The organism is Streptomyces sp. A0958 (assembly GCF_004795035.1).
Taxonomy (GTDB): Bacteria; Actinomycetota; Actinomycetes; order Streptomycetales; family Streptomycetaceae; genus Streptomyces.
The window spans coordinates 102,737-124,660 of sequence record NZ_SSBK01000011.1 but is presented as its reverse complement, the minus strand read 5'-3'; the positions used below and the strand labels follow the sequence as shown (position 1 = coordinate 124,660).

17 protein-coding genes are annotated in these 21,924 nt (G+C 72.4%); 5 read left to right on the top strand and 12 right to left on the bottom strand.

Features of this window, described 5'->3' with window-relative positions; all coding sequences use genetic code 11:
* Positions 1-30: 30 nt before the first annotated feature.
* Entirely contained in the window at positions 31-996 is a 966-nt protein-coding gene (locus E6P78_RS14335) for an LLM class flavin-dependent oxidoreductase (protein ID WP_136203954.1), read from the top strand.
* Positions 997-1,063: 67 nt separating this feature from the next.
* Here the strand turns inward: E6P78_RS14335 and E6P78_RS14330 are convergent, their stop codons facing one another.
* From E6P78_RS14330 to E6P78_RS14310, 4 genes are all read right to left on the bottom strand, one after another.
* Entirely contained in the window at positions 1,064-2,482 is a 1,419-nt protein-coding gene (locus tag E6P78_RS14330) for a sugar porter family MFS transporter (protein ID WP_136203953.1), read from the bottom strand.
* A 210-nt stretch (positions 2,483-2,692) separates the two neighbouring features.
* Positions 2,693-6,412, bottom strand: coding sequence for an AAA family ATPase (locus E6P78_RS14325; protein ID WP_136203952.1), 3,720 nt, complete (start codon positions 6,410-6,412; stop codon positions 2,693-2,695).
* Positions 6,413-6,770: 358 nt separating this feature from the next.
* Complete coding sequence (locus tag E6P78_RS14320; protein WP_018551753.1) at positions 6,771-6,983, bottom strand: hypothetical protein; 213 nt, start codon at positions 6,981-6,983, stop codon at positions 6,771-6,773.
* A gap of 436 nt (positions 6,984-7,419) precedes the next feature.
* A complete protein-coding gene (locus E6P78_RS14310; RefSeq protein ID WP_026242487.1) occupies positions 7,420-7,701 on the bottom strand; it encodes an acylphosphatase in 282 nt (93 codons plus the stop codon).
* 142 nt (positions 7,702-7,843) lie between these two features.
* On the opposite strand from E6P78_RS14310, the gene E6P78_RS14305 reads away from it, so the two are divergent.
* Together E6P78_RS14305 and E6P78_RS14300 are read left to right on the top strand one after the other, a co-directional pair.
* The gene (locus E6P78_RS14305) at positions 7,844-8,866 is read left to right on the top strand and encodes a CAP domain-containing protein (protein WP_136203951.1); all 1,023 of its coding nucleotides are present in this window, start codon (positions 7,844-7,846) and stop codon (positions 8,864-8,866) included.
* Positions 8,867-8,966: 100 nt separating this feature from the next.
* On the top strand, positions 8,967-9,374 hold the full coding sequence (locus E6P78_RS14300) for a helix-turn-helix domain-containing protein (RefSeq protein ID WP_136203950.1): 408 nt from the start codon (positions 8,967-8,969) through the stop codon (positions 9,372-9,374).
* Here the strand turns inward: E6P78_RS14300 and mutM are convergent.
* The 8 genes from mutM to recG all read right to left on the bottom strand — a co-directional run bounded on the left by mutM (position 9,350) and on the right by recG (position 16,848).
* Positions 9,350-10,231 carry a bifunctional DNA-formamidopyrimidine glycosylase/DNA-(apurinic or apyrimidinic site) lyase gene (mutM, locus tag E6P78_RS14295; protein WP_136203949.1) on the bottom strand — a complete coding sequence of 294 codons (882 nt, stop codon included), beginning with the start codon at positions 10,229-10,231 and terminating at the stop codon, positions 9,350-9,352. The two genes, E6P78_RS14300 and mutM, sit on opposite strands and share 25 nt — an antisense overlap.
* Positions 10,232-10,338: 107 nt before the next feature.
* On the bottom strand, positions 10,339-11,163 hold the full coding sequence (rnc, locus tag E6P78_RS14290; protein ID WP_136203948.1) for a ribonuclease III: 825 nt from the start codon (positions 11,161-11,163) through the stop codon (positions 10,339-10,341).
* A gap of 19 nt (positions 11,164-11,182) precedes the next feature.
* The gene (gene rpmF, locus E6P78_RS14285) at positions 11,183-11,356 is read right to left on the bottom strand and encodes a 50S ribosomal protein L32 (RefSeq protein ID WP_003965982.1); all 174 of its coding nucleotides are present in this window, start codon (positions 11,354-11,356) and stop codon (positions 11,183-11,185) included.
* 2 nt (positions 11,357-11,358) lie between these two features.
* Complete coding sequence (locus E6P78_RS14280) at positions 11,359-11,967, bottom strand: DUF177 domain-containing protein (protein ID WP_136203996.1); 609 nt, start codon at positions 11,965-11,967, stop codon at positions 11,359-11,361.
* Between the two features lie 231 nt (positions 11,968-12,198).
* Positions 12,199-13,305, bottom strand: coding sequence for a cell division initiation protein (locus E6P78_RS14275; RefSeq protein ID WP_136203947.1), 1,107 nt, complete (start codon positions 13,303-13,305; stop codon positions 12,199-12,201).
* A 110-nt stretch (positions 13,306-13,415) separates the two neighbouring features.
* Complete coding sequence (gene coaD, locus E6P78_RS14270; protein WP_206307808.1) at positions 13,416-13,895, bottom strand: pantetheine-phosphate adenylyltransferase; 480 nt, start codon at positions 13,893-13,895, stop codon at positions 13,416-13,418.
* A gap of 26 nt (positions 13,896-13,921) precedes the next feature.
* Positions 13,922-14,506, bottom strand: coding sequence for a 16S rRNA (guanine(966)-N(2))-methyltransferase RsmD (gene rsmD / locus E6P78_RS14265; RefSeq protein ID WP_136203945.1), 585 nt, complete (start codon positions 14,504-14,506; stop codon positions 13,922-13,924).
* Between the two features lie 122 nt (positions 14,507-14,628).
* Positions 14,629-16,848 carry an ATP-dependent DNA helicase RecG gene (recG, locus tag E6P78_RS14260; RefSeq protein WP_136203944.1) on the bottom strand — a complete coding sequence of 740 codons (2,220 nt, stop codon included), beginning with the start codon at positions 16,846-16,848 and terminating at the stop codon, positions 14,629-14,631.
* A 175-nt stretch (positions 16,849-17,023) separates the two neighbouring features.
* Between recG and E6P78_RS14255 the strand changes: the two genes are divergently transcribed.
* Both E6P78_RS14255 and E6P78_RS14250 read left to right on the top strand, forming a co-directional pair.
* Entirely contained in the window at positions 17,024-18,961 is a 1,938-nt protein-coding gene (locus E6P78_RS14255) for an HSP90 family protein (protein WP_136203943.1), read from the top strand.
* On the top strand, positions 18,958-21,873 hold the full coding sequence (locus E6P78_RS14250; RefSeq protein WP_136203942.1) for a tetratricopeptide repeat protein: 2,916 nt from the start codon (positions 18,958-18,960) through the stop codon (positions 21,871-21,873). The genes E6P78_RS14255 and E6P78_RS14250 overlap by 4 nt, the downstream gene beginning before the upstream one ends.
* Positions 21,874-21,924 lie beyond the last annotated feature (51 nt).

The window sequence follows — 21,924 nt, the reverse complement described above, 5'->3', positions numbered from 1 at the left end:
CCGTCCCGGCCGTCCGAAGGGGACCGCGTCATGGCCTTCACCGTCGTACGGTTCAACCTCGTCGATCCCGGCGCCACGCCCGAATCCCTCTCGGCCCGTTACCGCGCGGCCCTGGACATGGCCGCGTACGCCGACGCGCACGGCGTGGACACCGTCCAGACCGAGGAGCACCACGGGGTTGCCGACTCCTGGTTGCCCTCCCCCTTCGTGCTCGCGGCGGCCGTGTTCGGCGCGACCAGCCGGATCGCGGTGACCGTCTCGGCGGTCATCGGCCCGCTGCACGACCCGCTGCGGCTGGCCGAGGACATCGCGGTGCTCGATCTGCTGAGCGCGGGCCGGCTGGCCACGGTGGTGGGGATCGGCTACCGGCGGGAGGAGTACGAGCGGGCGGGCGTCGAGTGGGCGGGGCGCGGCCGGCTCCAGGACGAGCTGCTGGAGACGCTGCTGACCGCGTGGAGCGGGGAGCCGTTCGCGTTCCGGGGCCGTACGGTGACGGTCACCCCGCGCCCGTTCACCCGCCCGCATCCGCTGCTGCTGGTGGGCGGGAGCTCGCGGGCGGCGGCGCGGCGGGCGGCCAGGCTCGGGCTGCCGCTGTTCCCGAGCGCGCATCTGCCGGAGCTGGAGGCGTACTACCACCAGCAGCGCGCGGTGCACGGCACGGAGGGGTTCTGCATGATGCCGTCGGCCGAGACGCCGCTGCTGCACGTGTCCGAGGACCCGGACCGGACGTGGGCCGCGTACGGGGAGCATTTCCTGCACGAGGCGCGTACGTACGCCTCCTGGCAGTCCGAGGACATCCGCTCGGCCGTCCGCTCGGCGGCGACGACGGTGGCGGAGCTGCGGGACGAGGGCGTCTACCGGATCGTCACCCCGAAGGCGTGCGCGGCGCTGGCCGGTGAGCTCGACAGCCTGGTGCTGCATCCGCTGTGCGGTGGCATGCCGGTGGAGGAGGGGTGGCGGAGCCTGCGGCTGTTCTGCGGGGCGGTCGGCGGGTGAAGCGCGTACGGCCCCGCTCGCGGGTGCGCGCGGGGCCGTACGGTTTCGAGGAGGGGGCAGCGGGGAGTTAGCCCATCTCCTCCAGCGCCTTGCCCTTGGTCTCCTTGACGAACTTGATGACGAAGGGGATCGAGAGCGTGGCGAAGCAGGCGTAGATGATGTACGTGCCCGACAGGTTCCAGTCGGCGAGGCTCGGGAAGCTCGCGGTGATCGCCCAGTTGGCGATCCACTGCGCGGATGCGGCGACGCCGAGCGCGGCGGCACGGATGCGGTTGGGGAACATCTCGCCGAGGAAGACCCAGACGATGACACCCCACGACAGGGCGAAGAAGAGCACGAAGACGTGGGCGGCGATGAGCGCGACCGTGCCCTGGGTGGTGGGCAGCTTGCCGTCGACCAGGTCGGCGGAGAAGGCCCACGCCTCGAAGGCGAGGGCGACGGCCATGCCGCAGGAGCCGACGAGGGCGAGCGGGCGGCGGCCGACCCGGTCCACCAGGATCATCGCGATGACGGTACCGATGATGTTGATGATCGACGTGGTGAACGAGTAGAAGAACGAGTCGGTCGGGTCGATGCCGACGGACTGCCACAGCGTCGCCGAGTAGTAGAAGGCCACGTTGATGCCGACGAGTTGCTGGAACACCGAGAGGCCGATGCCGACCCAGACGATGGGCAGGAAGCCGAAGCGGCTGCCGAGCAGGTCCTTGAACGAGGACTTGTGCTCGCGGCGCATCGCGGTCTCGATCTCCTCGACCCGCGCGTCCAGGTCGACGCCCGCGCCCTCGACCTCTTCGAGGATCTTCCGGGCCCGCTCCCGCTTGCCGATGGAGAGCAGGAAGCGCGGCGACTCGGGGATCGCGAACGAGAGCAGCCCGTAGAGGATGGCGGGCACGACCATCACGCCGAGCATCCACTGCCAGGCCTCGAGCCCGGCGATCTTGCCGCGCTGGTCTCCGTCGGCGATCTGCAGGATGCCGTAGTTGACCAGCTGGGAGATGGCGATGCCGACGACGATCGCGGCCTGCTGGAAGGAGCCGAGCCGGCCCCGGTAGGCGGGCGGTGAGACCTCGGCGATGTACGCGGGGCCGATCACCGAGGCCATGCCGATCGCGAAGCCGCCGATGACGCGCCAGATCGCCAGGTCCCAGAGCGCGAACGGGAGCGCGGAGCCCACGGCGCTGATGGTGAACAGGACGGAGGCGATCTGCATGCAGCGGATGCGGCCGATGCGGTCGGCGATCCGGCCGGCCGTGGCGGCGCCGATCGCACAGCCGATCAGGGCGATGGCGATGACCTGGGCGAGCGTGCCCGAGCCGATGTCGTACCGGTGGCGGATCGCCTCGACGGCACCGTTGATGACGGAGCTGTCATAGCCGAAGAGGAAGCCACCCATCGCGGCCGCGGCGGTGATGAAGATGACGTGGCCGAGGTGGTCCGGGTGCGCCGCCCTGGCTCCGGACTCCGGTCCCTGCGATGTGCTGGTCACATGAACTCCTGATGCCTGGCCGCAACGACAGGCGTGGGGGGTGAGCTCCTCCCAGTGGTACACAACTTCTCACCGACTACCACTTGAAGACAAAGTAGACGTCGCAGAGACTATGTCTTCAAGTTTTGAAGTCAACACCGGGGTAGGAGCCGAGATCCACCCCCACGTACCCAGAAGGCCACGTTGAAGTCCTGAAGATTTGGTAAAGGCTCAGCGAAGCCGCTGGCTGATGACCTTGGAGACGCCGTCGCCCTGCATCGAGACGCCGTACAGCGCGTCGGCGACCTCCATCGTCCGCTTCTGGTGCGTGATCACGATGAGCTGCGAGCTCTCCTGGAGCTCCTCCATGATCCGGATCAGCCGCTGGAGATTGGTGTCGTCGAGAGCCGCCTCGACCTCGTCCATCACATAGAACGGGCTCGGCCTGGCCTTGAAGATCGAGACCAGCAACGCCACTGCCGTCAGGGACCGTTCCCCGCCCGACAGCAGGGAGAGCCGCTTGACCTTCTTGCCCGGCGGCCTCGCCTCCACGTCCACACCGGTGGCGAGCATGTTGTCCGGATCGGTAAGGATCAGCCGCCCCTCACCGCCCGGGAACAGGCGCGAGAAGACGCCCTCGAACTCGCGGGCGGTGTCCCGGTAGGCCTCGGTGAAGACCTGCTCGACCCGCTCGTCGACCTCCTTGACGACCTGCATCAGATCGGCCCGGGTCTTCTTCAGGTCCTCCAGCTGCTCGGAGAGGAACTTGTGCCGCTCCTCCAGCGCCGAGAACTCCTCAAGGGCGAGCGGATTCACCTTCCCGAGTTGCTGATACGCCCGTTCGGCCGACCTGAGCCGCTTCTCCTGCTCGGCCCTGACGAACGGCCTCGGCAGGTTGCGCGGATGCTCCGGGTCCTCGGGCAGCTCCTCGCCCTCGGCGGCCGGCGACGGCGGCACCGGCTGGTCGGGTCCGTACTCGGCCGCCAGCCCGGCCGGCTCGACGCCCAGCTCCTCCAGCGCCTTCGTCTCCAGCTGCTCTATCCGCAGCCGCTTCTCGGCGCCCAGCACCTCGCCCCGGTGCACCGAGTCCGTCAGCTTGTCGAGCTCCCCCTTGAGGTCGCGGCCCCGCAGGCGCTCGGCCGCCAGCTCGCGCTCCCGCTCCCCCTTCGACGCCTCGGCCGCCGCCCGCTCCCGCTCCGCCCGTACGACGGACACCTCGACGTGGGCCAGCAGCTGCCGGGCACCCGAGGCCACCGCGGAGGCCACCTCGGCCTCGTGGCGCAGCCGGGCGCGGCGCCGCTCGGCCCGGTCCCGCGCCTCGCGCTCGGCCCGCGCGGCCCGGTCCAGCGAGTCGGCGCGCCCGGCGAGCGCCTTGACGCGTTCCTCGTGCGTACGGACCTGGAGGCGGGCCTCCATCTCGGTCTGGCGGGCGTTGGCACCGTCGGCCGCGAGCCGGTCGCGCACGCCGGTGTCCGGCTCGTCGTCGGCGCCGTCACCGGCCGCCTCCTCGGCGCCGAGCAGCCGCTCGGCCAGCTCCTCGGCCTCCTCGGTCGCCCGCTCCAGCGCCTCCTGGGCCCGGGCGGCCGACGCGTCCATCCGCTCGGCCTCACCGGCGGCGCCCCGCGCCTGACCGGCCAGCCGGCCGAGCTGCTGGGCCACCCCCGACTTCTCACGTTCCGCGGCCCGCCGGCGCTCCCCAAGCTCCTCGACGAGCGCCGCCGACGCGGTCCGCCGCTCGGCCGCGAGGCGCTGCGCCTCGGCGAGTTCGGTGCAGCGCACGGCCAGCTCGGCGAGTTCGGCGGCCGCCTCGTCCACGGACGCCCGCACTTCGAGCAGGCTCGGCGCGCCGGCGGAGCCGCCGTGCGCGAAGTGCGCGGAGAGGATGTCCCCCTCGCCGGTCACCGCCGTCAGCTCCGGACGATCGGCCACCAGCTCCTCGGCGTCCTCCAGCGTGGGGACGACCACCATGTCCCGCACCAGCCTGCGGACGGCGGCCACCAGTTCGACGGGGCCGCCGACGAGATCGGCGACGGCGGGCGCCCCCGGACCGGCGACGACGACCGGGACCGGTTGCCGGTCGGCCCGCTCCTCGACGGCCCCCGCGGGCTCCCGGGCGGCTGCGGCCTCCGCGCTCTGCCCGGGAAGGACGACCTGCGCCACGCCCTCGTGCTGCGGCGGGTGCGCCTGCGTCCCCTGCTCGGGTACGTGGCCCACCGCGTCCGCGCCCCGCGCCCCGCCCCCGAGGAGCAGGGCCGCGCGGCCCGCGTCCTGCTTGCGCAGCAGCCGGATCGCCTCGGCCGCCGTGGCCGGGTCCGTCACCGCGACCGCGTCCGCCGCCGCGCCCAGCGCCGCCGCCACCGCGACCTCGTGCCCCGGGGCCACCGTCAGCAGCTCCGCCGCCGGTCCGAGCAGCCCCGTCAGCCGGTCGCGGGCCCCGAGCAGCACCCCCGTACCGTCCTTGCGCCGCAGCCCGAGGGCCAGCGCGTCGTGCCGGGCCGCGAGGGCGGCGCGCCGTCGTTCGGCGGCCGTGGCCTCCTCCCGGGCCCCGGAGAGCGCCGACTCGGCCTCCTTCAGCTCGCGCCGGGCGGCCTCGTGGCGCTCGCCGAGTTCCGTGTCCCCGGCGTCCAGGCCGTCGACCTCGGCCTTCAGCTGCTCGTACTCCTCCTGGGCCGCGACCGCCCGCTCCCGCGCCTCGTCGCGGGACGCGGCCAGCCGGTCGATCTCCGCCTGGGCCGAACCCGCGCGGCTGCGGGCGGCGTTGACCTGGCCGTGCAGCCGGGCGAGCCCTTCGCGGCGGTCGGCCAGGGCGCGGGCGGCGTCCTTGAGCCTGCGCTCCTCGGCCGCCAACTCGCGTTCCAGCTCGGCGCGGTGGGACGCGGTGTCCTCCAGCGCGTGTTCCGCCGCCTCCAGGGCCGCGGTCAGTTCGGCCTCCTGCTCGCGGATGCGGGCCGCCTCGCGCTCCATGTCCTCGGGGTCGCGGCCGCGCCGCTCCTCCTCGGGCGGGGCGGTGGCGCTCTTCACCCGGGCGTCGGCCAGCGAGGTCGTGCCGCGTACCCGTTCGGCCAGCTGGGACAGCTCGTACCAGGTCTGCTGGGCCCGCTGGAGCCGGGGCGTCAGCCGCCGCACCTCGTCCTCCAGTTCGGCCTCGCGCCCGAGCGCGGCCTTGAGTTCCGCCTCGGCGGCCTCCCGGCGCTGCTTGAGCGCGGCCTCGTCGGCGATCTCCCCGCGCAGGGCGGTGCGCAGCGTCACGAGGTCGTCGGCGAGGAGGCGCAGCCGGGCGTCGCGCAGGTCGGCCTGGATGACCGCGGCCCGGCGGGCCACCGCCGCCTGCCGGCCGAGCGGTTTCAGCTGCCGCCGCAGCTCGTCGGTGAGGTCCTGCACCCTGGCCAGGTTCGCCCCCATGGCGTCCAGCTTCCGCAGCGCCTTCTCCTTGCGCTTGCGGTGCTTGAGGACACCGGCGGCCTCCTCGATGAAGGCGCGGCGGCCCATCGGGTCGGCGTGGAGGACGGAGTCCAGCTGCCCCTGCCCGACGATGACGTGCATCTCGCGGCCGATGCCGGAGTCGGAAAGCAGTTCCTGGATGTCGAGCAGCCGGCAGGTGTCGCCGTTGATCTGGTATTCGCTGCCGCCGTTGCGGAACATGATCCGCGTGATCGTCACTTCGGCGTACTCGATGGGCAGGGCGCCGTCGGAATTGTCGATGGTCAGCGACACCTCCGCCCGGCCCAGCGGTGGCCGGCCGGTGGTCCCGGCGAAGATCACGTCCTCCATCTTGCCGCCGCGCAGGGATTTGGCCCCCTGCTCCCCCATGACCCAGGAGAGCGCGTCCACCACATTGGACTTGCCCGACCCATTGGGGCCGACCACGCAGGTGATCCCGGGTTCGAACCGCAGGGTCGTGGCGGAGGCGAACGATTTGAAACCGCGCAGGGTCAGGGCCTTGAGGTGCACGCCGCCGGACTCTACCTTTCGCTCTCGGTTTCGCTGATGAAGGTGCAGGGCACATCAGACGGTAAGGGAAGGGGTGTACGTCCGGGGCGGGACCTGCGCGGGGCGAAGGGAAAAGAAAGAAGGGACGCCGAAGCGTCCCTTGTTAATTCTGTGGATCATGCGTCGTCATGAATAAGCGTGCGTCACCATGACGGCGCGCGTTACCGGATCAATGACGAGGCAGAAGAGAAGCAGATCAACGCGGACCTGCGGCCGTCCGGCCTGCGATTGACCTTCAGTGATCCGGCGGTGTTCCGGCGATGTGCCTGTGCGGTTGGCGTGCGCGGCCCGATCGGCCCGTCGGGGCCTCTCGATCGGGTCAGGTCAGTGCCGGCTCCGCCTGGGGTACGTCGATGTCGATGCTGTCGAGCAGCGACTCCTGGTGCTGAGCGGCGGCGTTGAGCGCGTCGTTCTCGTCCTGAATGCGTACGAGTTCGGACTCGAGGTCCTGGACGCGCTGCTGGAGCCGTCGCATCTCGGCGAGGAGTCGCGGGTCGGAACCGCCGACGTAACCGAGAAGCGCCTTTGCCATGAGGATGGTCCTCCACAATGAGTGACCGACCGATGCGGTGTGGGTCGTGAGGGATCGCACCCGCGGTGCTCGGCAGTGCTCTGTGTCACTGCTGTCCTGCTGCCTACCAGCTCTGCCGAACAGCTAAGGTGCGCGGGGATTTCAGAGTCTCACCAAAAAGTTTGACGGTCAACACGATCACACCCCGTAGAGGCAGGCGTCCCGGGGGCGCGCGGCGAGACGATCATGCGGCGCGACTCTCCAGCGGGGCCCTCTGGGGTCCGGAGATCATCGTTACTGCGGCAGCCTGGCACGCCAACCGAATCTTGGCAACCATCGGGTCATTCCGCAGGTCATTTCATGTGTACGCGCGACGGGGGTGCCTGTGGTCGCCCCGCGCCACGAATCGAACACGGCCCGAACGCGGGCCCTTTTCCCGTTCCGTTCCCCACCCGGATCAGCGGATCGCGAAGCCCTCGTATCCCCCGCGCGGCGTGTCCCAGATCTCAGTGACTCCGTCAACGCGGCCGGGTGTGTCGTCCGACCGCAGCCAGTCCAGAAGACGGTGGCAATTCTCACGCCGGCCCTCGGCCACGACCTGCACCCTGCCGTCGTCCAGATTGAGGGCGAAGCCGGTGAGGCCCCCGATCTCCAAAGCATTTGCCCTGGTGAACCAGCGGAACCCTACTTGCTGTACTCGACCGCGTACCCAAGCGGTGAGTCGTACATCTTCGTTCATGCCCGAACGCTAACCGGCCGATTGCTTACGAAGCACTTCTCGGCGAATCGCCATGGCGTACAGTCCCCTCGCAAAAGCTTCACTCGTTCGGGTGAGCGTGGGCGCTGAAAACGGCGTCCGGGTCGTCAGAAGGGCACAGCAGATGGGACGCCATCGACGCATCGCCGCAGCTCCCGCCGCTGAAGAGTCCGCGGACGGGGGCGCCGGCCGGCGCCGGGGTACGAACCGCAGGAAGCGGTCCGCGATACCCGTGCGCACGGGGCTGATCGGCGTCTCGGCGGCCATGGCCGTCGGAGCCGTGGCCGTGGCCTCGGGTCTGCTGCCCGGCGGGGACAGCCACACCGTGGGCGGTGGCCCGACCGCCGACCAGGTGCGCTCCCAGGCCGCCCCGGACCTGCTCACCCAGGGCGGCGCCACCACCGAGCCCGCCGACCGCGCCTCCGCTTCGGCCACGGCGAGCCGGGGCACCGACCGCTCCGCCGGGCCCGCGAAGACGCGTTCCACCAAGTCCGGCTCGCCGTCCACGTCGGCCTCCGCCGCCGCCTCCGCGCCCGCATCGGCCTCGTCCTCCGCTTCCGCTTCGCCCTCGAAGACGGCCGCGCCGACGAAGACCGCGGCCGGCAAGAAGGCGGCCGGCAAGAAGAAGGAGACGGCCAAGCCCTCCTCCAGCGCCTCCAAGGCGCCGGCCACCGAAACAGCCAAGAGCTCGGCCCCGGCGGCCCCGGCCGCCCCGAAGACCTCGTCCTCCGCCCCGGCCCCGTCCAGGAGCAGCACGCCGACGGCCGCCGCGACCTCCGCCCGGGCCGCCGTGCTCGCCCTGGTCAACCAGGAGCGCGCCAAGGTCGGCTGCAGCCCGGTCACGGCGAGCGCGTCGCTGGCCTCGCTCGCCCAGAACTTCAGCGACGACATGGCCGAGCGCGGCTTCTTCGGCCACACCGACCCCGACGGGAAGACCCCCTGGGACCGGGCCGACGCGGCCGGCGTCTCCGGGCTCGGCGGCGAGAACATAGCCCGCGGACAGGCCGACGCCCAGGCCGTGATGGACGCCTGGATGAACAGCGACGGCCACCGAGCAAACATTCTCAACTGCGACTACAAGACCCTCGGCGTCGGCGTCCACCTCGGAACCGGCGGCCCCTGGTGGACCCAGGACTTCGGCTTCTGACCCGCGCCACCTCCGTCCCCACCACCCCGTACGCCCCGCTCGCTTGCTCCCGGATTCCGCTGTCTCGGGGAAAGCGCTGTGCGGGCGTACGCTGGTTTTCATGGACCAGAGCACCGCATCGCCCGAGGAGCGGCGGGACGTCATGCCGCCCTTCGACGTGTTCTCCAAGCAGTGCCCCTCGCGCGGCCTGCTGGAACACGCCACCGGCCGCTGGGGCAGCCTCACACTCGGCGCCCTGTACGAGGGGAGCCTGCGCTTCAACGCGCTGCGCCGCCGGGTCGACGGGGTGAGCGAGAAGATGCTGTCCCAGACCCTGCAGGCGCTGGAGCGGGACGGCCTGGTGCACCGCGAGGCGCAGCTCGTCAATCCGCCCCGCGTCGACTACGAGCTGACCCCGCTCGGGCGCGAGGTCGCGGAGCGGCTGCTCGGCCTGATCCACTTCGTGGAGGGCCGCATGGACGAGGTCCTGGCGGCGCGGGAGCGCTACGACGCGGCGCGCGAGGCCTGAGGCCGGATGCGGGGCGGGCGCTGGCAGCGCGGGCAGTAGTAGCTGGACCGGTTCATCCAGGGGCGCCGCGCCATCGCCGTACCGCAGCGGTGGCAGGGCTCGCCCTCGCGGCCGTAGGCGTCGAGCGACCGGTCGAAGTAGCCCGACTCGCCGTTCACGTTCACGTAGAGGCTGTCGAAGCTCGTGCCGCCCTGGGCCAGGGCGGCGTTCATCACGTCGCGGACATGGCCGAGCAGCTCGGCCGACCCGGGGCGGGTGAGGGTCGCGGTCGGCCGGTCGTAGTGCAGCCGGGAGCGCCAGAGCGCCTCGTCCGCGTAGATGTTGCCGACCCCGCTGATCAGCGACTGGTCGAGCAGGGCCCGCTTGACCGTGGTGCGGCGCAGGCGCAGCGCCGTGTGGAAGGCGGCGTCGTCGAAGGCGGGGTCCAGGGGGTCGCGCGCGATGTGCGCGATGATGTCGGGCAGGCCGTCGGGGGTGTTCTCGTGGAGCGAGAGCCCGCCGAAGGTGCGCTGGTCCACGAAGCGCAGTTCGATGCCGACGGAGTCGGCGAACCTGATCCTGACCCGCAGGTGCTTCTCGTCGGGCGCCCCCTCGGGCTGGACGAGGAGCTGTCCGCTCATGCCGAGGTGGCCGAGGAGCGAGTCGGCCGCGTCGTCCAGCGGCACCCAGAGGTACTTGCCGCGGCGCATAGCCGTCCCGAAGCGCGCGCCCGTGAGCCGGGCCGCGAAGTCCACGCCGCCCGCGAGGTGGCGGCGGACCGCGCGCGGGTGCAGGACCTCGATCTCACCGGCCGTCCGCCCGGCGACCCAGCGCTCCAGACCGCGGCGGACGACTTCGACCTCGGGCAGTTCGGGCACGGTGTCGCTCCTGGGGTGGGACTGAGGGTGAAACGCGAATGGGGTACGAAGGTACGCGGACAGGGAGAACCCCCCGGTGCGCGCAGGCGCCGGGGGGTTCTCGCAGGTCAGGCCGGAGCGACGTCCGTGGACGGCGACGGGCCGGCAGGGGTGTCGGCGGCCCCTCCGTCGGCTGCGGCCTTCGCCGCGGCCTCCCGCGCTTCCGCGGCGGCGCTGATCTCGCGCCAGGCGGACTCGGCCGCCTGCTGCTCCGCTTCCTTCTTGCTACGACCGGTGCCGGTGCCGTACGAGACACCACCGACGCGAGCAGCAGCAGTAAAGGTCTTCTCGTGGTCCGGGCCGGTCTCCGTGACGAGGTACTCGGGGACTCCGAGGCTCTCGCTCGCGGTGAGCTCCTGGAGGCTGGTCTTCCAGTCCAGGCCGGCGCCGAGGTTCGAGGACCTGTCGATCAGCGGGTCGAAGAGCCGGTGAACCAGCTCCGAGGCCGCGTCGAGGCCCTGATCGAGATAGACCGCGCCGATCACCGCTTCCAGGGTGTCGGCGAGGATGGACGCCTTGTCCCGGCCACCCGTGCCCTCTTCACCGCGGCCGAGCCGGATGAAGGAGCCGAGTTCGAGGCCGCGGCCCACTTCCGCCAGCGCACGCGAGTTGACCACCGCGGCCCGCAACTTGGCCAGCTGGCCTTCGGGCAGGTCGGGGTGGGTGCGGTACAGCGTGTCCGTGACCACCAGGCCGAGCACCGAGTCCCCGAGGAACTCCAGCCGCTCGTTGGTGGGCAGACCGCCGTTCTCGTACGCGTACGAACGGTGGGTCAGCGCACGCACCAGAAGGGCGGACTCGAGGTGATACCCGAGCCGCCCTTCCAGAAGCGTGTGGGACGAGGCTGTGTTGACGTTGTCTGCCTGCTTCTTGGCGTGGGACAACTCAGACATCGGGCCTCTCACCAGCCGCTCAGACCTCGAGGACCTGGCGCTTGTTGTACGTGCCGCAGCTGGGGCACGCGATGTGCTGCAGCTTCGGCTCCTGGCAGCGCTCGCACGAAACCAGGGTGGGGACCGCAGCCTTCCACTGCGACCGGCGGTGGCGCGTGTTGCTGCGCGACATCTTCCGCTTCGGAACAGCCACGGCTACTTCTCCTGCTTCTTGTCGACGCCGGGTGCGGCGCCGCCCATGTTGTCCTTCTCGCCGTCCTGAACGGTCTCGGCGAGTCCTTGCAGTGCCGCCCAACGTGCGTCGACGGCATCGTGGTGGTGGCCCGGATTCTCGTCCAGCCTGATTCCGCATTCGGAACACAGACCGGCACAGGTCTCCTTGCACACCGGCTGCATCGGCAGTGCGAGCACCACCGCATCACGCAGCACCGGCTCGAGGTCGAACAGGCCGTCCTCGAGGAAATACCTGTCCTCGTCGTCCTCGGCGTCGTCGACCGGGTCCGCGGTCTTGCCGCGGTTCCGGTCATCGGCGTCAGGGTACGAGAACATCTCCTGGAAGTCCGCCTCCACCTTGCGGCTCAGCGGCTCCAGACACCTTACGCACTCCCCCTCGGCCGTCGCACGGGCGGTGCCGGTGACCAGCACACCTTCCATGACGGACTCGAGGCGGACGTTCAGCTCCACCGGGGCGCCTTCCGGCACTTCGATGACGCCACCGATACCGAGGTCGGCGGGGGCGTCCGCCGTGCGGGACAGCCGCTGCATGGCACCGGGACGCCGGCCCAGCTCGTGCGTATCGAACACGAGGGGGTTTCGGTGGTCGAGGTGGCCGTTCAGGGCTTCTCCTGCTTTCGGATCGAACGCGTCACGCGCGGTGGGGGTGGGAGGGGCTGACCGGTCCGGAGTCGAAGCGGGCAGCCGGGATCGCGGACATACGCGCGACCGAGGAGCCAGGATACTGGACACACCGCCCAGGACCCAATCCGGCCCCGGACGGGCCGGCCGGCGGGACGCCCGCCGACGGCCCCCGCCGGGTCAGCGTTCCTGTTCGTACCGGCGCAGCTGGTCCAGGTCGATCATGCTGGTGTCGAACAGGCTGGTCTCGTCCAGGGCGCCCTCGCCGTGCTGCTGGAGGGGCTGCTGGGCCGGCACCGGCTGCTGCTGCCAGGCGTCGTAGCCGCCCTGCGCCGGCATCGCGGTCCCGCCCTGCTGGTCGTAGCCCTGCTGCTGGTAGGCCGCGTACGGGTCGGGCTGCTGCTGGTAGCCGTAGGCGTCCTGCTGGGGTTGGTCCTGGTAGGCGTCCTGCTGCGACGGGTCCTGGTAGGCGTAGGTCTGCGCGTACTGCGGCTCCGGCTGGGCGGCGTACTGCGGCTCGGTCTGCTGGGGGATCTGGAGCGGCTGCGGGGCGGCCACCTCGGCCAGTCCGGCCCAGTGGTCCTCGTCGCTGGTGTGGCCCTGGTTGCCCGCCGCGTCCTGGGCGGCGATGTGCGCGCCCAGCTCGTCCGTGGCGACCCGGCCGTGCAGCTTCTGCCGGCCCCGGCCGACCGCCTCCAGGGTCTTGGCGAGCACCGCCTCGAAGGCGCCGAGCTTGGTGTCCACGTACTCGTCGGCGCGGCGCTGAAGAGTGGCCGGGTCGGCGCTGCGCTCGGGGGCCTCGGCGAAGTCCGGGTCCGCGTAGCCCTGCTCGTCGAAGCCCTGGCCGCGGCCGAGGAGCTTCTCGCGGCCCCGGTCGACGGAGCCGATGGTCTTGGTGAGGACGACCTCGAAGTTGGCGAGCTTGCTGTCGACGTACTCGTCGGCCTCGGCGCGGATCTCGTCGGCCTCCTGACGGGCCTCGGTGAGAATCCGGTCGGCCTCGGCCTGGGAGCGCCGGGCGATCTCGGTGTCGGAGATCAGGGTGCCGCGCTCGGCGTGGGCGTTCTCGATGATCCGGCCGGCCTCCTGGCGGGCCTGCTCGACCAGCTGCTCATGGCCGCCGATGACCTCCGCGGCCTGCGCGAGCGAGCCGGGCAGGGCGTCGCGCACCTCTTCGAGCATCGAGAGCAGTTCGGCGCGGTTGACCACGCAGGATGCCGACATGGGCATGGACCGGGCGCTCCCGACCGTCTCGACGATCTCGTCGAGCTTCTTCTGCACGTCCACCGTGTGCTCGCCACTCTCTACTGCCGATTGGAGACGGACGGGACGACTGTACGGCCAGTCACCGCCCGCCCGACACCTGCGGGGTGTACGGCTGACGCCCTGTCAGTGGCTCAGCGCTGCCGGAGGCGTTCGGTCAGGGCCGTGTGGACGACCGGGGGCAGCAGGTGGGAGACGTCGCCGCCCCAGGTCGCCACCTCCTTGACCAGGGAGGACGACAGGAAGCTGTAGGTGGGGTTGGTCGGCACGAAGAGCGTTTCGACGCCCGAGAGCCCGTTGTTCATCTGGGCCATCTGGAGTTCGTAGTCGAAGTCGCTGACGGCGCGCAGGCCCTTCACGATCGCCGGGATGTCGCGCTCCTTGCAGAAGTCGACCAGCAGCCCGTGGAAGGCCTCGACCCGCACGTTGCCGAAGTCCTCCGTGACCTGGCGGATGAGCTCCATCCGCTCGTCGACCGTGAACAGGCCCTTCTTGGACTGGTTGATCATCACCGCGACATGTACGACGTCGTACAGCTTCGAGGCGCGGCCGATGATGTCGAGATGTCCGTTGGTGATGGGGTCGAAAGACCCCGGGCATACGGCGCGGCGCAACTTGATTCCCTCGCTCTCCGGTCCGGTCATCGTGCGTCTTCGCACGTAGCGGCGGCGCGACCGTACCAAAGCGTTCCCTCGCCGTAGCGACGGGCCCGCAATGGCTCGAAACCCTTGGGCCAGCTGAATTCTCCGCCTCTGGTGCTGCGTTCCACGGTGACGAGCGCGTCGGCTGTGAGCCACCCCTGGGCACGGAGTGTGAGCAGTATCTCGCCAAGATCGTCGTCGGTGACGGCGTAGGGCGGGTCCAGGAAGACCACGTCGTACGGCTCCGCGGGCGCCGGGCCCGTCACGATCTGTTCGGCTTTGCCGGTGCGGACCTCGGCGCCGGGCAGGCCCAGGGCGCGGGCGTTGTCCCGGACGGTGCGGACGGCCCTGGCGTCGGCCTCCACGAGCAGGGCGTGGGCCGCGCCCCGGGAGAGCGCTTCGAGCCCCACGGCGCCGGAGCCGGCGTAGAGGTCGGCGATCCGGATGCCGTCCAGGGTGCCGAGGAGCGCCTGCCAGGTGGAGAACAGGCCCTCGCGCGCGCGGTCGGATGTGGGGCGGGTGCCGGTGCCGGGCGGGACGGCCAGGTGGCGTCCGCCGGCCACGCCTGCGATCACGCGGGTCATGGGTGACTGGTCCTCGGGTCGGGGCGGCGCGCGGGATGGAGCGGGCGCCGTGCCTCCCACGATATGGCGTCGGCGGGGGCGGGGCGCCCCCGGGCGGGCGTGCCCGTACTCACCCCCTGTCCTCATCCCTTGTCGAGGTATTCCTCGCGGTCCTTGTCGAGCAGGGCGTCCAGGGCGGTGCGCAGCTCGGGCAGGTGCTCCAGTTCGGGGTCGGCGGCCACGACGGTGACGGCCTCCTGGCGGGCTGCGGCGATGACCTCCTCGTCGTCGATGACGCTCAGGACCCGCAGCGAGGAGCGGACCCCGGACTGGGCCTGGCCGAGGACGTCGCCCTCGCGGCGCTGTTCGAGGTCGATGCGGGACAGCTCGAAGCCGTCCAGGGTGGCGGCGACGGCGGAGAGGCGGGCGCGGGCGGGGCTCGCCTCGTGGGCCTCGGTGACCAGCAGGCAGAGGCCGGGGGCCGAGCCGCGGCCGACCCGGCCGCGCAGCTGGTGCAGCTGGGAGACGCCGAACCGGTCGGCGTCCATGATCACCATCGCGGTGGCGTTGGGGACGTTGACGCCGACCTCGATGACGGTGGTGGCGACCAGGACGTCGACCTCGCCGGCGGCGAAGCGGCGCATCACGTCGTCCTTGTCGTCGGGCTGCATCCTGCCGTGCAGCACCTCGATGCGCAGGCCGCTCAGGGGGCCCTTGGCGAGCTGTTCGGCGATCTCCAGGACGGCGAGCGGCGGGCGCTTGTCCGCCGTCGCCTCCTCCTCGGCGGTCTTCTTCTTCCCCTTCTTCTTTCCGGGGTCGTCCTCGTCGTCCCCGATGCGGGGGCAGACGACGTATGCCTGGTGGCCGTTCTCCACTTCCTCGCGGACCCGTTCCCAGGCGCGGGTGAGGAAGTGGGGCTTGTCCTCGGCGGGGACGACGTGGCTGGCGATGGGTGAGCGGCCGGCCGGCAGCTGGTCGAGGACGGAGGTCTCCAGGTCGCCGAAGACCGTCATGGCGACCGTGCGGGGGATGGGGGTGGCGGTCATGACGAGCAGGTGCGGCGGCTGCTTGCCCTTGGACCGCAGGGCGTCGCGCTGCTCCACGCCGAAGCGGTGCTGCTCGTCCACGACGACCAGGCCCAGGTCGTGGAACTTGACCTTGTCCTCGATCAGCGCATGCGTCCCAATGACGATGCCGGCCTCGCCGGTGACCAGGTCGAGCAGGGCCTGCCGGCGTGCGGCGGTGCCCATGGAGCCGGTGAGCAGGACGACCTTGGTGCCCTGCTCCGAACCGCCCAGCATCCCTCCCTCCGCCAGCTCCCCCATCATCTCGGTGATGGACCGGTGGTGCTGCTGGGCGAGGACCTCGGTGGGCGCGAGCATGGCGGCCTGTCCCTCACAGTCGACGACGGCGAGCATGGCGCGCAGGGCCACCATGGTCTTTCCCGACCCGACCTCGCCCTGGAGGAGGCGGTGCATCGGGTGTTCGGTGGCGAGGTCGTCGAAGATCTCCTTCGAGACCTTGAGCTGGCCGTCGGTGAGGGTGAACGGCAGCTTCGCGTCGAAGGCGTCGAGGAGGCCGCCGGGGGCGGGCCGGCGGGCGACGGCCGGGAGCTGGGTGTCGGCGAACCTGCGGCGGGCCAGGGCGACCTGGAGGACGAAGGCCTCGTCCCACTTCAGCCGGTCCCGGGCCGCCGCCACGTCGGCCTTGGTCTGCGGCCGGTGGATCTTCAGCAGGGCCTCGGGCAGCGAGGTGAAGCCGCGGCCCTCGCGCAGGGCCTCGGGCAGCGGGTCGACGGCCTCCCGGGCGCTGGGCAGGACCGCGTCGACCGCCTTGGCGATCCGCCAGGAGTCGAGCTGCTTGCAGGCGGGGTAGATCGGCAGCAGCTTGCCCGCGAAGGCGTCCACGGCCTCGCTCGCCCCGGCCTCGTCGTCGGACGCGGCGTCGAGCAGCTGGTACGTGGGGTGGGCGAGCTGCATCTTGCGGTTGAAGACGGAGACCTTGCCGGCGCACATGGCGCGCCGGCCCGGCAACAGGTCCTTGTGCGGCTTGTGGACGCCATGGCCGAAGAAGACCAGCTGGAGTCGGCCGTGACCGTCGGTGAGGGTCACTTCGAGGCGCTTGCCGCGTCCCCCGTTGAACGCCAGCACGCGGGCGTCGGCGACCTGGGCGACGACCGTGACGTGCTCGTCGAGCGGGAGGTCGGTCAGCGCGGTGAGGCGGCCGCGCTCCTCGTACCGGCGCGGGTAGTGATGCAGGAGATCACCGACCGTGTGCAGGTCGAGGTGCTCGGCCATCACCTTCGCGGTGGCGCCACCGAGCAGCTTCTTGAGGGGTTCGTCGAACGCAGACACGCGATCCATTGCACACCACGGCAGTGACAGTTGTCCGGCGGGCACCGCCGGGGACACCGGAAGCCGCTGGTCAGAATCGTGCCGCGACCCTAGGATCGGCTCCCCCACGCCTCTCATTCGCGGTCACCCTCCCAGGGACCGCCCGACCCGCGCCGCCGAAAGTCCCCCCACCGGCGCTGCGACGATGACATCTGAGACTTCAGCACCCGATTCCGCCGCCGCCCAGGAGCCGCACACCTTCCAGGTGGATCTGCGCGGACTGGTCGACCTCCTCTCCCATCACCTCTACTCCTCGCCCCGCGTCTATCTGCGCGAGCTGCTGCAGAACGCCGTGGACGCCATCACGGCCCGCCGGTCCGAACAGCCGGACGCGCCCGCGCTGGTGCGGCTGTACGCCGAGGGCGGCCGGCTGCGGGTGGAGGACAGCGGCATCGGTCTGACCGAGGCCGATGTGCACAGCCTGCTCGCCACGATCGGCCGCAGCTCCAAGCGGGACGGTGCCGACTCCCTCGCCTCGGCGCGTGCCGGGTTCCTCGGCCAGTTCGGGATCGGGCTGCTGGCGTGCTTCGTGGTGGCCGCCGAGATCCGCGTCGTGAGCCGGTCCGCGCGCACGCCCGGGGAGCCGCCGGTGGAGTGGTGCGCCCGTGAGGACGGCTCGTACACCGTCCGTACGCTGCCTGACAGCGCGCGTCCGGAGCCCGGGACCACCGTGCATCTGACCGCCCGGCCGGGGAGCGCCGAGTGGCTGGCGGAGGAGCGGGTGCTCGCGCTGGCCCGTGACTTCGGTTCGCTGCTGCCGTACGACGTCCGGGTCGGCGAGGCGGCCGTCACCGCGCTGCCCGCCCCCTGGGACCGGGCCTATCCGAGCCCGGCCGCGCGGCGGGTGGCGCTGGCGCGCCACTGCCAGGAGCAGTTCGGCTTCTCGCCGCTGGACACGATCGATCTCGCCCTGCCGCTCGCCGGGATACGCGGGGTGGCCCACGTCCTGCCGTCGGCGGTCAGCCCGGCGCAGCGCGCGGGCCACCGGGTCCACCTCAAGGGCATGCTGCTGACGGACCGGGCGGAGGAACTGCTGCCGGAGTGGGCGTTCTTCGTGCGGTGCGTGATCGACACGGACAGCCTGCGGCCCACCGCCTCGCGCGAGGCGCTGTACGCGGACGAGACGCTGGCCGCTGTACGGGACGCGCTGGGCGACCGGATCAGGGAGTGGCTGACGGGTCTCGCGGCGGGTGATCCGGAGCGGCTGGCGCAGTTCCTGTCCGTGCACCACCTGGGCGTGAAGTCGCTGGCCCGGCACGACGAGGCGATGTGGCGCACGATGCTGCCGTGGCTGCCGTTCGAGACGACGGACGGGCGGCTGTCGCTGGAGGAGTTCGCCCGGCGCCACCCGGTGGTGCACTTCACCCGGTCCGTGGAGGAGTTCCGGCAGGTCGCGCCGATCGCGTCCGCGCAGGGCATCGGGGTGGTCAACGGCGGTTACACGTACGACACCGAGCTGGTCGAGCGGCTGCCCGCGGCCCGGCCGGGGACGGTGGTCGCGGAGCTGGACGCCGATACGGTGACCGCGCATCTGGACGCCGTGGACCCGCGGGAGGAGCTGGCGCTCGGCCCGTTCCTCGCGGCGGCGCGTGCCCGGCTCGACCCGCTGGGCTGCGATGTGGTGCTGCGCGCCTTCCACCCGGTGACCACTCCGGCGCTGCATCTGGACGACCGGTCGGTCCGCCACGAGCAGGCCAGGGCCGAGGCGGAGGAGCAGGCCGACGACCTGTGGGCGGGCATCCTGGGCTCGTTGCGCGGCAGTGCGCCGCGTGCCCGGCTCGTACTGAACCAGCTCAACCCGCTGATCCGCCGGATCGGTTCGCTGGACACCCCGGAGCTGGCGGTGACCGCGACGGAGGCGCTGTACGGGCAGGCCCTGCTGATGGCGCAGCGGCCGTTGCGGCCGGCCGACTCGGCGCTGCTGAACCGGGCCTTCATGGGGCTCCTGGAGTGGGCCGCGCCCCCGGCCGCGCCCCTCTCCCCGCAGCCGGCCGCGCCACCGGCCGCTCCCCCGGCCGCGCCGCCCGGCGCCGCTTCCCCCGGCGGCGTGCCGCCCGTGAACCCTCAGGAGGACGGCCGATGAGCACCGATGCCGCGACGATCCGCCAGGCCCTGCGGGACATGCGGGCCGAGCCGGAGGGGCCCGCGCGCAACGCCCGCGCGGAGCGGCTGCTGACCGAGGCGGAGCAGAGCGGGGACGCGTCGCTGGTGATCGAGGCGCTGGTCCATCAGCTGCAGGTCTACAACTACAGCTCCGAGAAGGACAAGATGTTCGTCCCCTTCGCGCGGCTGCTGAAGCTGTGGGACGAACAGCCGGGCGACTTCGACCAGTTCATGACCCACCATCTGTTCTGGATGTTCAAGTGGGTCTCCAGCTCCATGATCGACCAGCCGCACATCCCGCTCGCCGCCATCGAGAAGTGGCAGGCCGAGATGGCCCACCGCTACCGGCTCGCCGGCCACTCCGAGCGGGCCGTGCGCCAGGGCGAGCTGGGGATCGCCCAGCACCTGGGCGACCTGGAGCGGGGTGAGCGGGCGTTCACCGCCTGGCTGGCCGCGGACCGGGACCGGATGGCCAACTGCCACGCCTGCGAACTGCACGGGCAGGGCGCCTGGCAGGTGCTGCGCGGGCTGGACGAGGAGGCGCTGAAGACCTGGGCGCCGGTGCTGGAGGGTGAGCACGTCTGCGCGCACGAGCCGCACGACGTGCTGGCCGCCTCCCTGCTGCCGCTGCTGCGGACGGGGCGCGCGGAGCGGGCGCGAGCGCACCATCTGCGCGGGTACCGGATGGTCCGGCCGATGGAGAGCATGCGCTACTCGGCCGCGCTGCACATCGAGTTCTGCGCGCTGACCGGCAACGAGGCCCGGGCGCTGGAGATCCTGGCGGAGCGGCCGGCGTACTTCACCGACAGCGGGAGCCCTGGCAGCCTGATGAGCTTCCTGGCCGTGACCGCCCTGCTGATGGACCGGCTCGTCGCGCTCGGCCACGGCGGGCAGTCGGTCCCCGGCCCGGCCGGGACGGAGTGGACCGCCGCGTCGCTGGGCGCCCGGACCCGGGCCCAGGCGCTGGCCCTGGCCGCCCGCTTCGACGAACGCAACGGCAACGGGTACGTCACGCAGGAACTGGGCAAGCGCCTGGCGCAGGTCCCGCTGCTGGACCGGCTGCCGCTCGGCGTACGGGCGGCGCACCCGGTGAACGCGGGCCGGCCCGCCCCCGCACCGCCGGTGGCCGACGCCGAGGGCGCGGGCGCGCCGGACCTGGCCGCGCTGCTGGCCGAGGCGCACCGGCTGTCCGAGGCCCTGCGCCCCGAGGCCGGGGACGCCTGGCGGGCGGTCGCCGCGCGCGCCGAGGCGGAGGGGGCCGTCCTCGCGCCCCTGGACCGGGCGACCCTGGAGGACCACCTCGCGATGGACGGCACCCTGCCGCCCGCCGAGGCGGCGCGGGCGTTTCGTACGGCGGCCGGGCTGTACGAGGCCGGGGGCGACGTGGGCGAGGCCGTCGCGGCGAGCGCCAGGGAGACCTTCGCCCGTGCGCTGGGCGGGGAGACCGACGAGGCGGCGGCCCTGATCGCACCGCTCGTGGAGCGGGCCCTCGCGCTGCACGCCGGCGGCGGGGCCACCGCCCGGCAGGCGTCCGGTGCCCTGGTCTGCCGGGCCCGGATCGTCGAGCAGCGGATGCTGCGGGCGACGGACGGAGAGTCGCACGACGCCGCCGTCGCGGACCTCGAACGGGCGGCGCGCGAGTTGCTGGCGTTCACCGAGCCCCGGCGCGACGAGGGGCGGCTCGCCACCCGGATCGCGGAGGCGCTGGGCTGCCTCGGGGACGTCGCCGCCCACCGGGGCGACGCGCCGGCCGCCCTCGGGCTGTACGAGCGGGCCGCCGCCGAGGCGCACGACGCGGGACTGCCCTGGAGTGCCGTGGACTACGAGGTGCGGCTGGCGCGGACGGCGGCCGGACTGGAGGACCACGCGACGGCGGAGCGGGCCGCGCGCTCGGCGCTGGAGCACGGGGACACGTTCGTGAGCCCGTCCGGCCGGGCCCGGCTCCGTCTCCAGCTGGCCGATCTGCTCGCTGCGACGGGGCAGATCGCCGAGGCGGCGGACCTCGCCCTGGACGCCTCGCACTGGGCGGACGAGGCCGGCGAGAGCGGGACGCTGGGTGCCTACGCCCGGCACCAGCTCGGTGGCTGGCTGCTGCGGCTGGGGCGGGCGGCGGAGGCGGTGGCCGTGCTGGAGACCGTCCTGCCCGACGTCTCGGCCGAGGACCACGGGGAGGGCATGCTCGTCCAGACGCTGCGGTGGCTCGGCGAGGGGCTGATGGCGCTCGACGAGCCGATGGCGGCGGCGGAGCACTGGCTGCGGGCGGCGGACATCGCCCGCACGTGGCCGGAGCAGCACGACCACGCGATGCTCGCCCAGCTCGCCGGGCAGGCCCTGTACCGGGCCGAGCTGAACCCGGAGGCCGAGCAGGCTTACGCCCGTGCCGGGGAGCTGTGGCGGGCGCTGGACGAGGCGCAGTCGCTGGTGCGGACCCTGCGGGTGCGGGCCTGGATCGCGCTGCGGGAGGGCCCCTCGGGGATGGGTGCGGCGCGGGCGTTCATGGCCGAGGCGGCACGGGAGTGCGCGGCGCGTCCGGAACTGCGGGCGGAGCTGGCCGCCACGTACTGGCAGACCGCCGAACTGCTCGCCCAGTCCTGCGAGGGCGAACCGGGCGAGGCGGCGGACGATCCGGTGCGGGTGGTGTACGAGGAGGCGCTCGGGTACGTCGAGCGTGCGGCGGAGACCTTCCACGAGGCGGGCCCCGACCAGCTGGCCTCGCGCACGGGCGCCCTGCTGATGGCCGCGTGGCTGGAGGCGGACCTGGGCCGCGGCCGGGCCGCGCTGGGGCGGGCGGCGCAGGTGGTGGCCGCGTACGAGGGGGTGCCGGAGGGGGCGGACGAGACGGTGGACGCGCGGCGGGCGGAGGTGGAGTCGGTGCGGGCGTACGTGGCGTGAGCCCCGGGGGGCGGGCGCGGGCTTCGGAGGGCGGGGCGGTGGTGCGGCGCC

Excerpts from the sequence above, each read along its gene's own strand:
- E6P78_RS14335 (WP_136203954.1), top strand. The coding sequence starts at position 31 with ATGGCCTTCACCGTCGTACGGTTCAACCTCGTCGATCCCGGCGCCACG.
- E6P78_RS14320 (WP_018551753.1), bottom strand. The coding sequence starts at position 6,983 with ATGGCAAAGGCGCTTCTCGGTTACGTCGGCGGTTCCGACCCGCGACTC.
- E6P78_RS14310 (WP_026242487.1), bottom strand. The coding sequence starts at position 7,701 with ATGAACGAAGATGTACGACTCACCGCTTGGGTACGCGGTCGAGTACAG.
- E6P78_RS14305 (WP_136203951.1), top strand. The coding sequence starts at position 7,844 with ATGGGACGCCATCGACGCATCGCCGCAGCTCCCGCCGCTGAAGAGTCC.
- E6P78_RS14300 (WP_136203950.1), top strand. The coding sequence starts at position 8,967 with ATGGACCAGAGCACCGCATCGCCCGAGGAGCGGCGGGACGTCATGCCG.
- rnc (WP_136203948.1), bottom strand. The coding sequence starts at position 11,163 with ATGTCTGAGTTGTCCCACGCCAAGAAGCAGGCAGACAACGTCAACACA.
- rsmD (WP_136203945.1), bottom strand. The coding sequence starts at position 14,506 with ATGACCCGCGTGATCGCAGGCGTGGCCGGCGGACGCCACCTGGCCGTC.
- recG (WP_136203944.1), bottom strand. The coding sequence starts at position 16,848 with ATGGATCGCGTGTCTGCGTTCGACGAACCCCTCAAGAAGCTGCTCGGT.
- E6P78_RS14255 (WP_136203943.1), top strand. The coding sequence starts at position 17,024 with ATGACATCTGAGACTTCAGCACCCGATTCCGCCGCCGCCCAGGAGCCG.
- E6P78_RS14250 (WP_136203942.1), top strand. The coding sequence starts at position 18,958 with ATGAGCACCGATGCCGCGACGATCCGCCAGGCCCTGCGGGACATGCGG.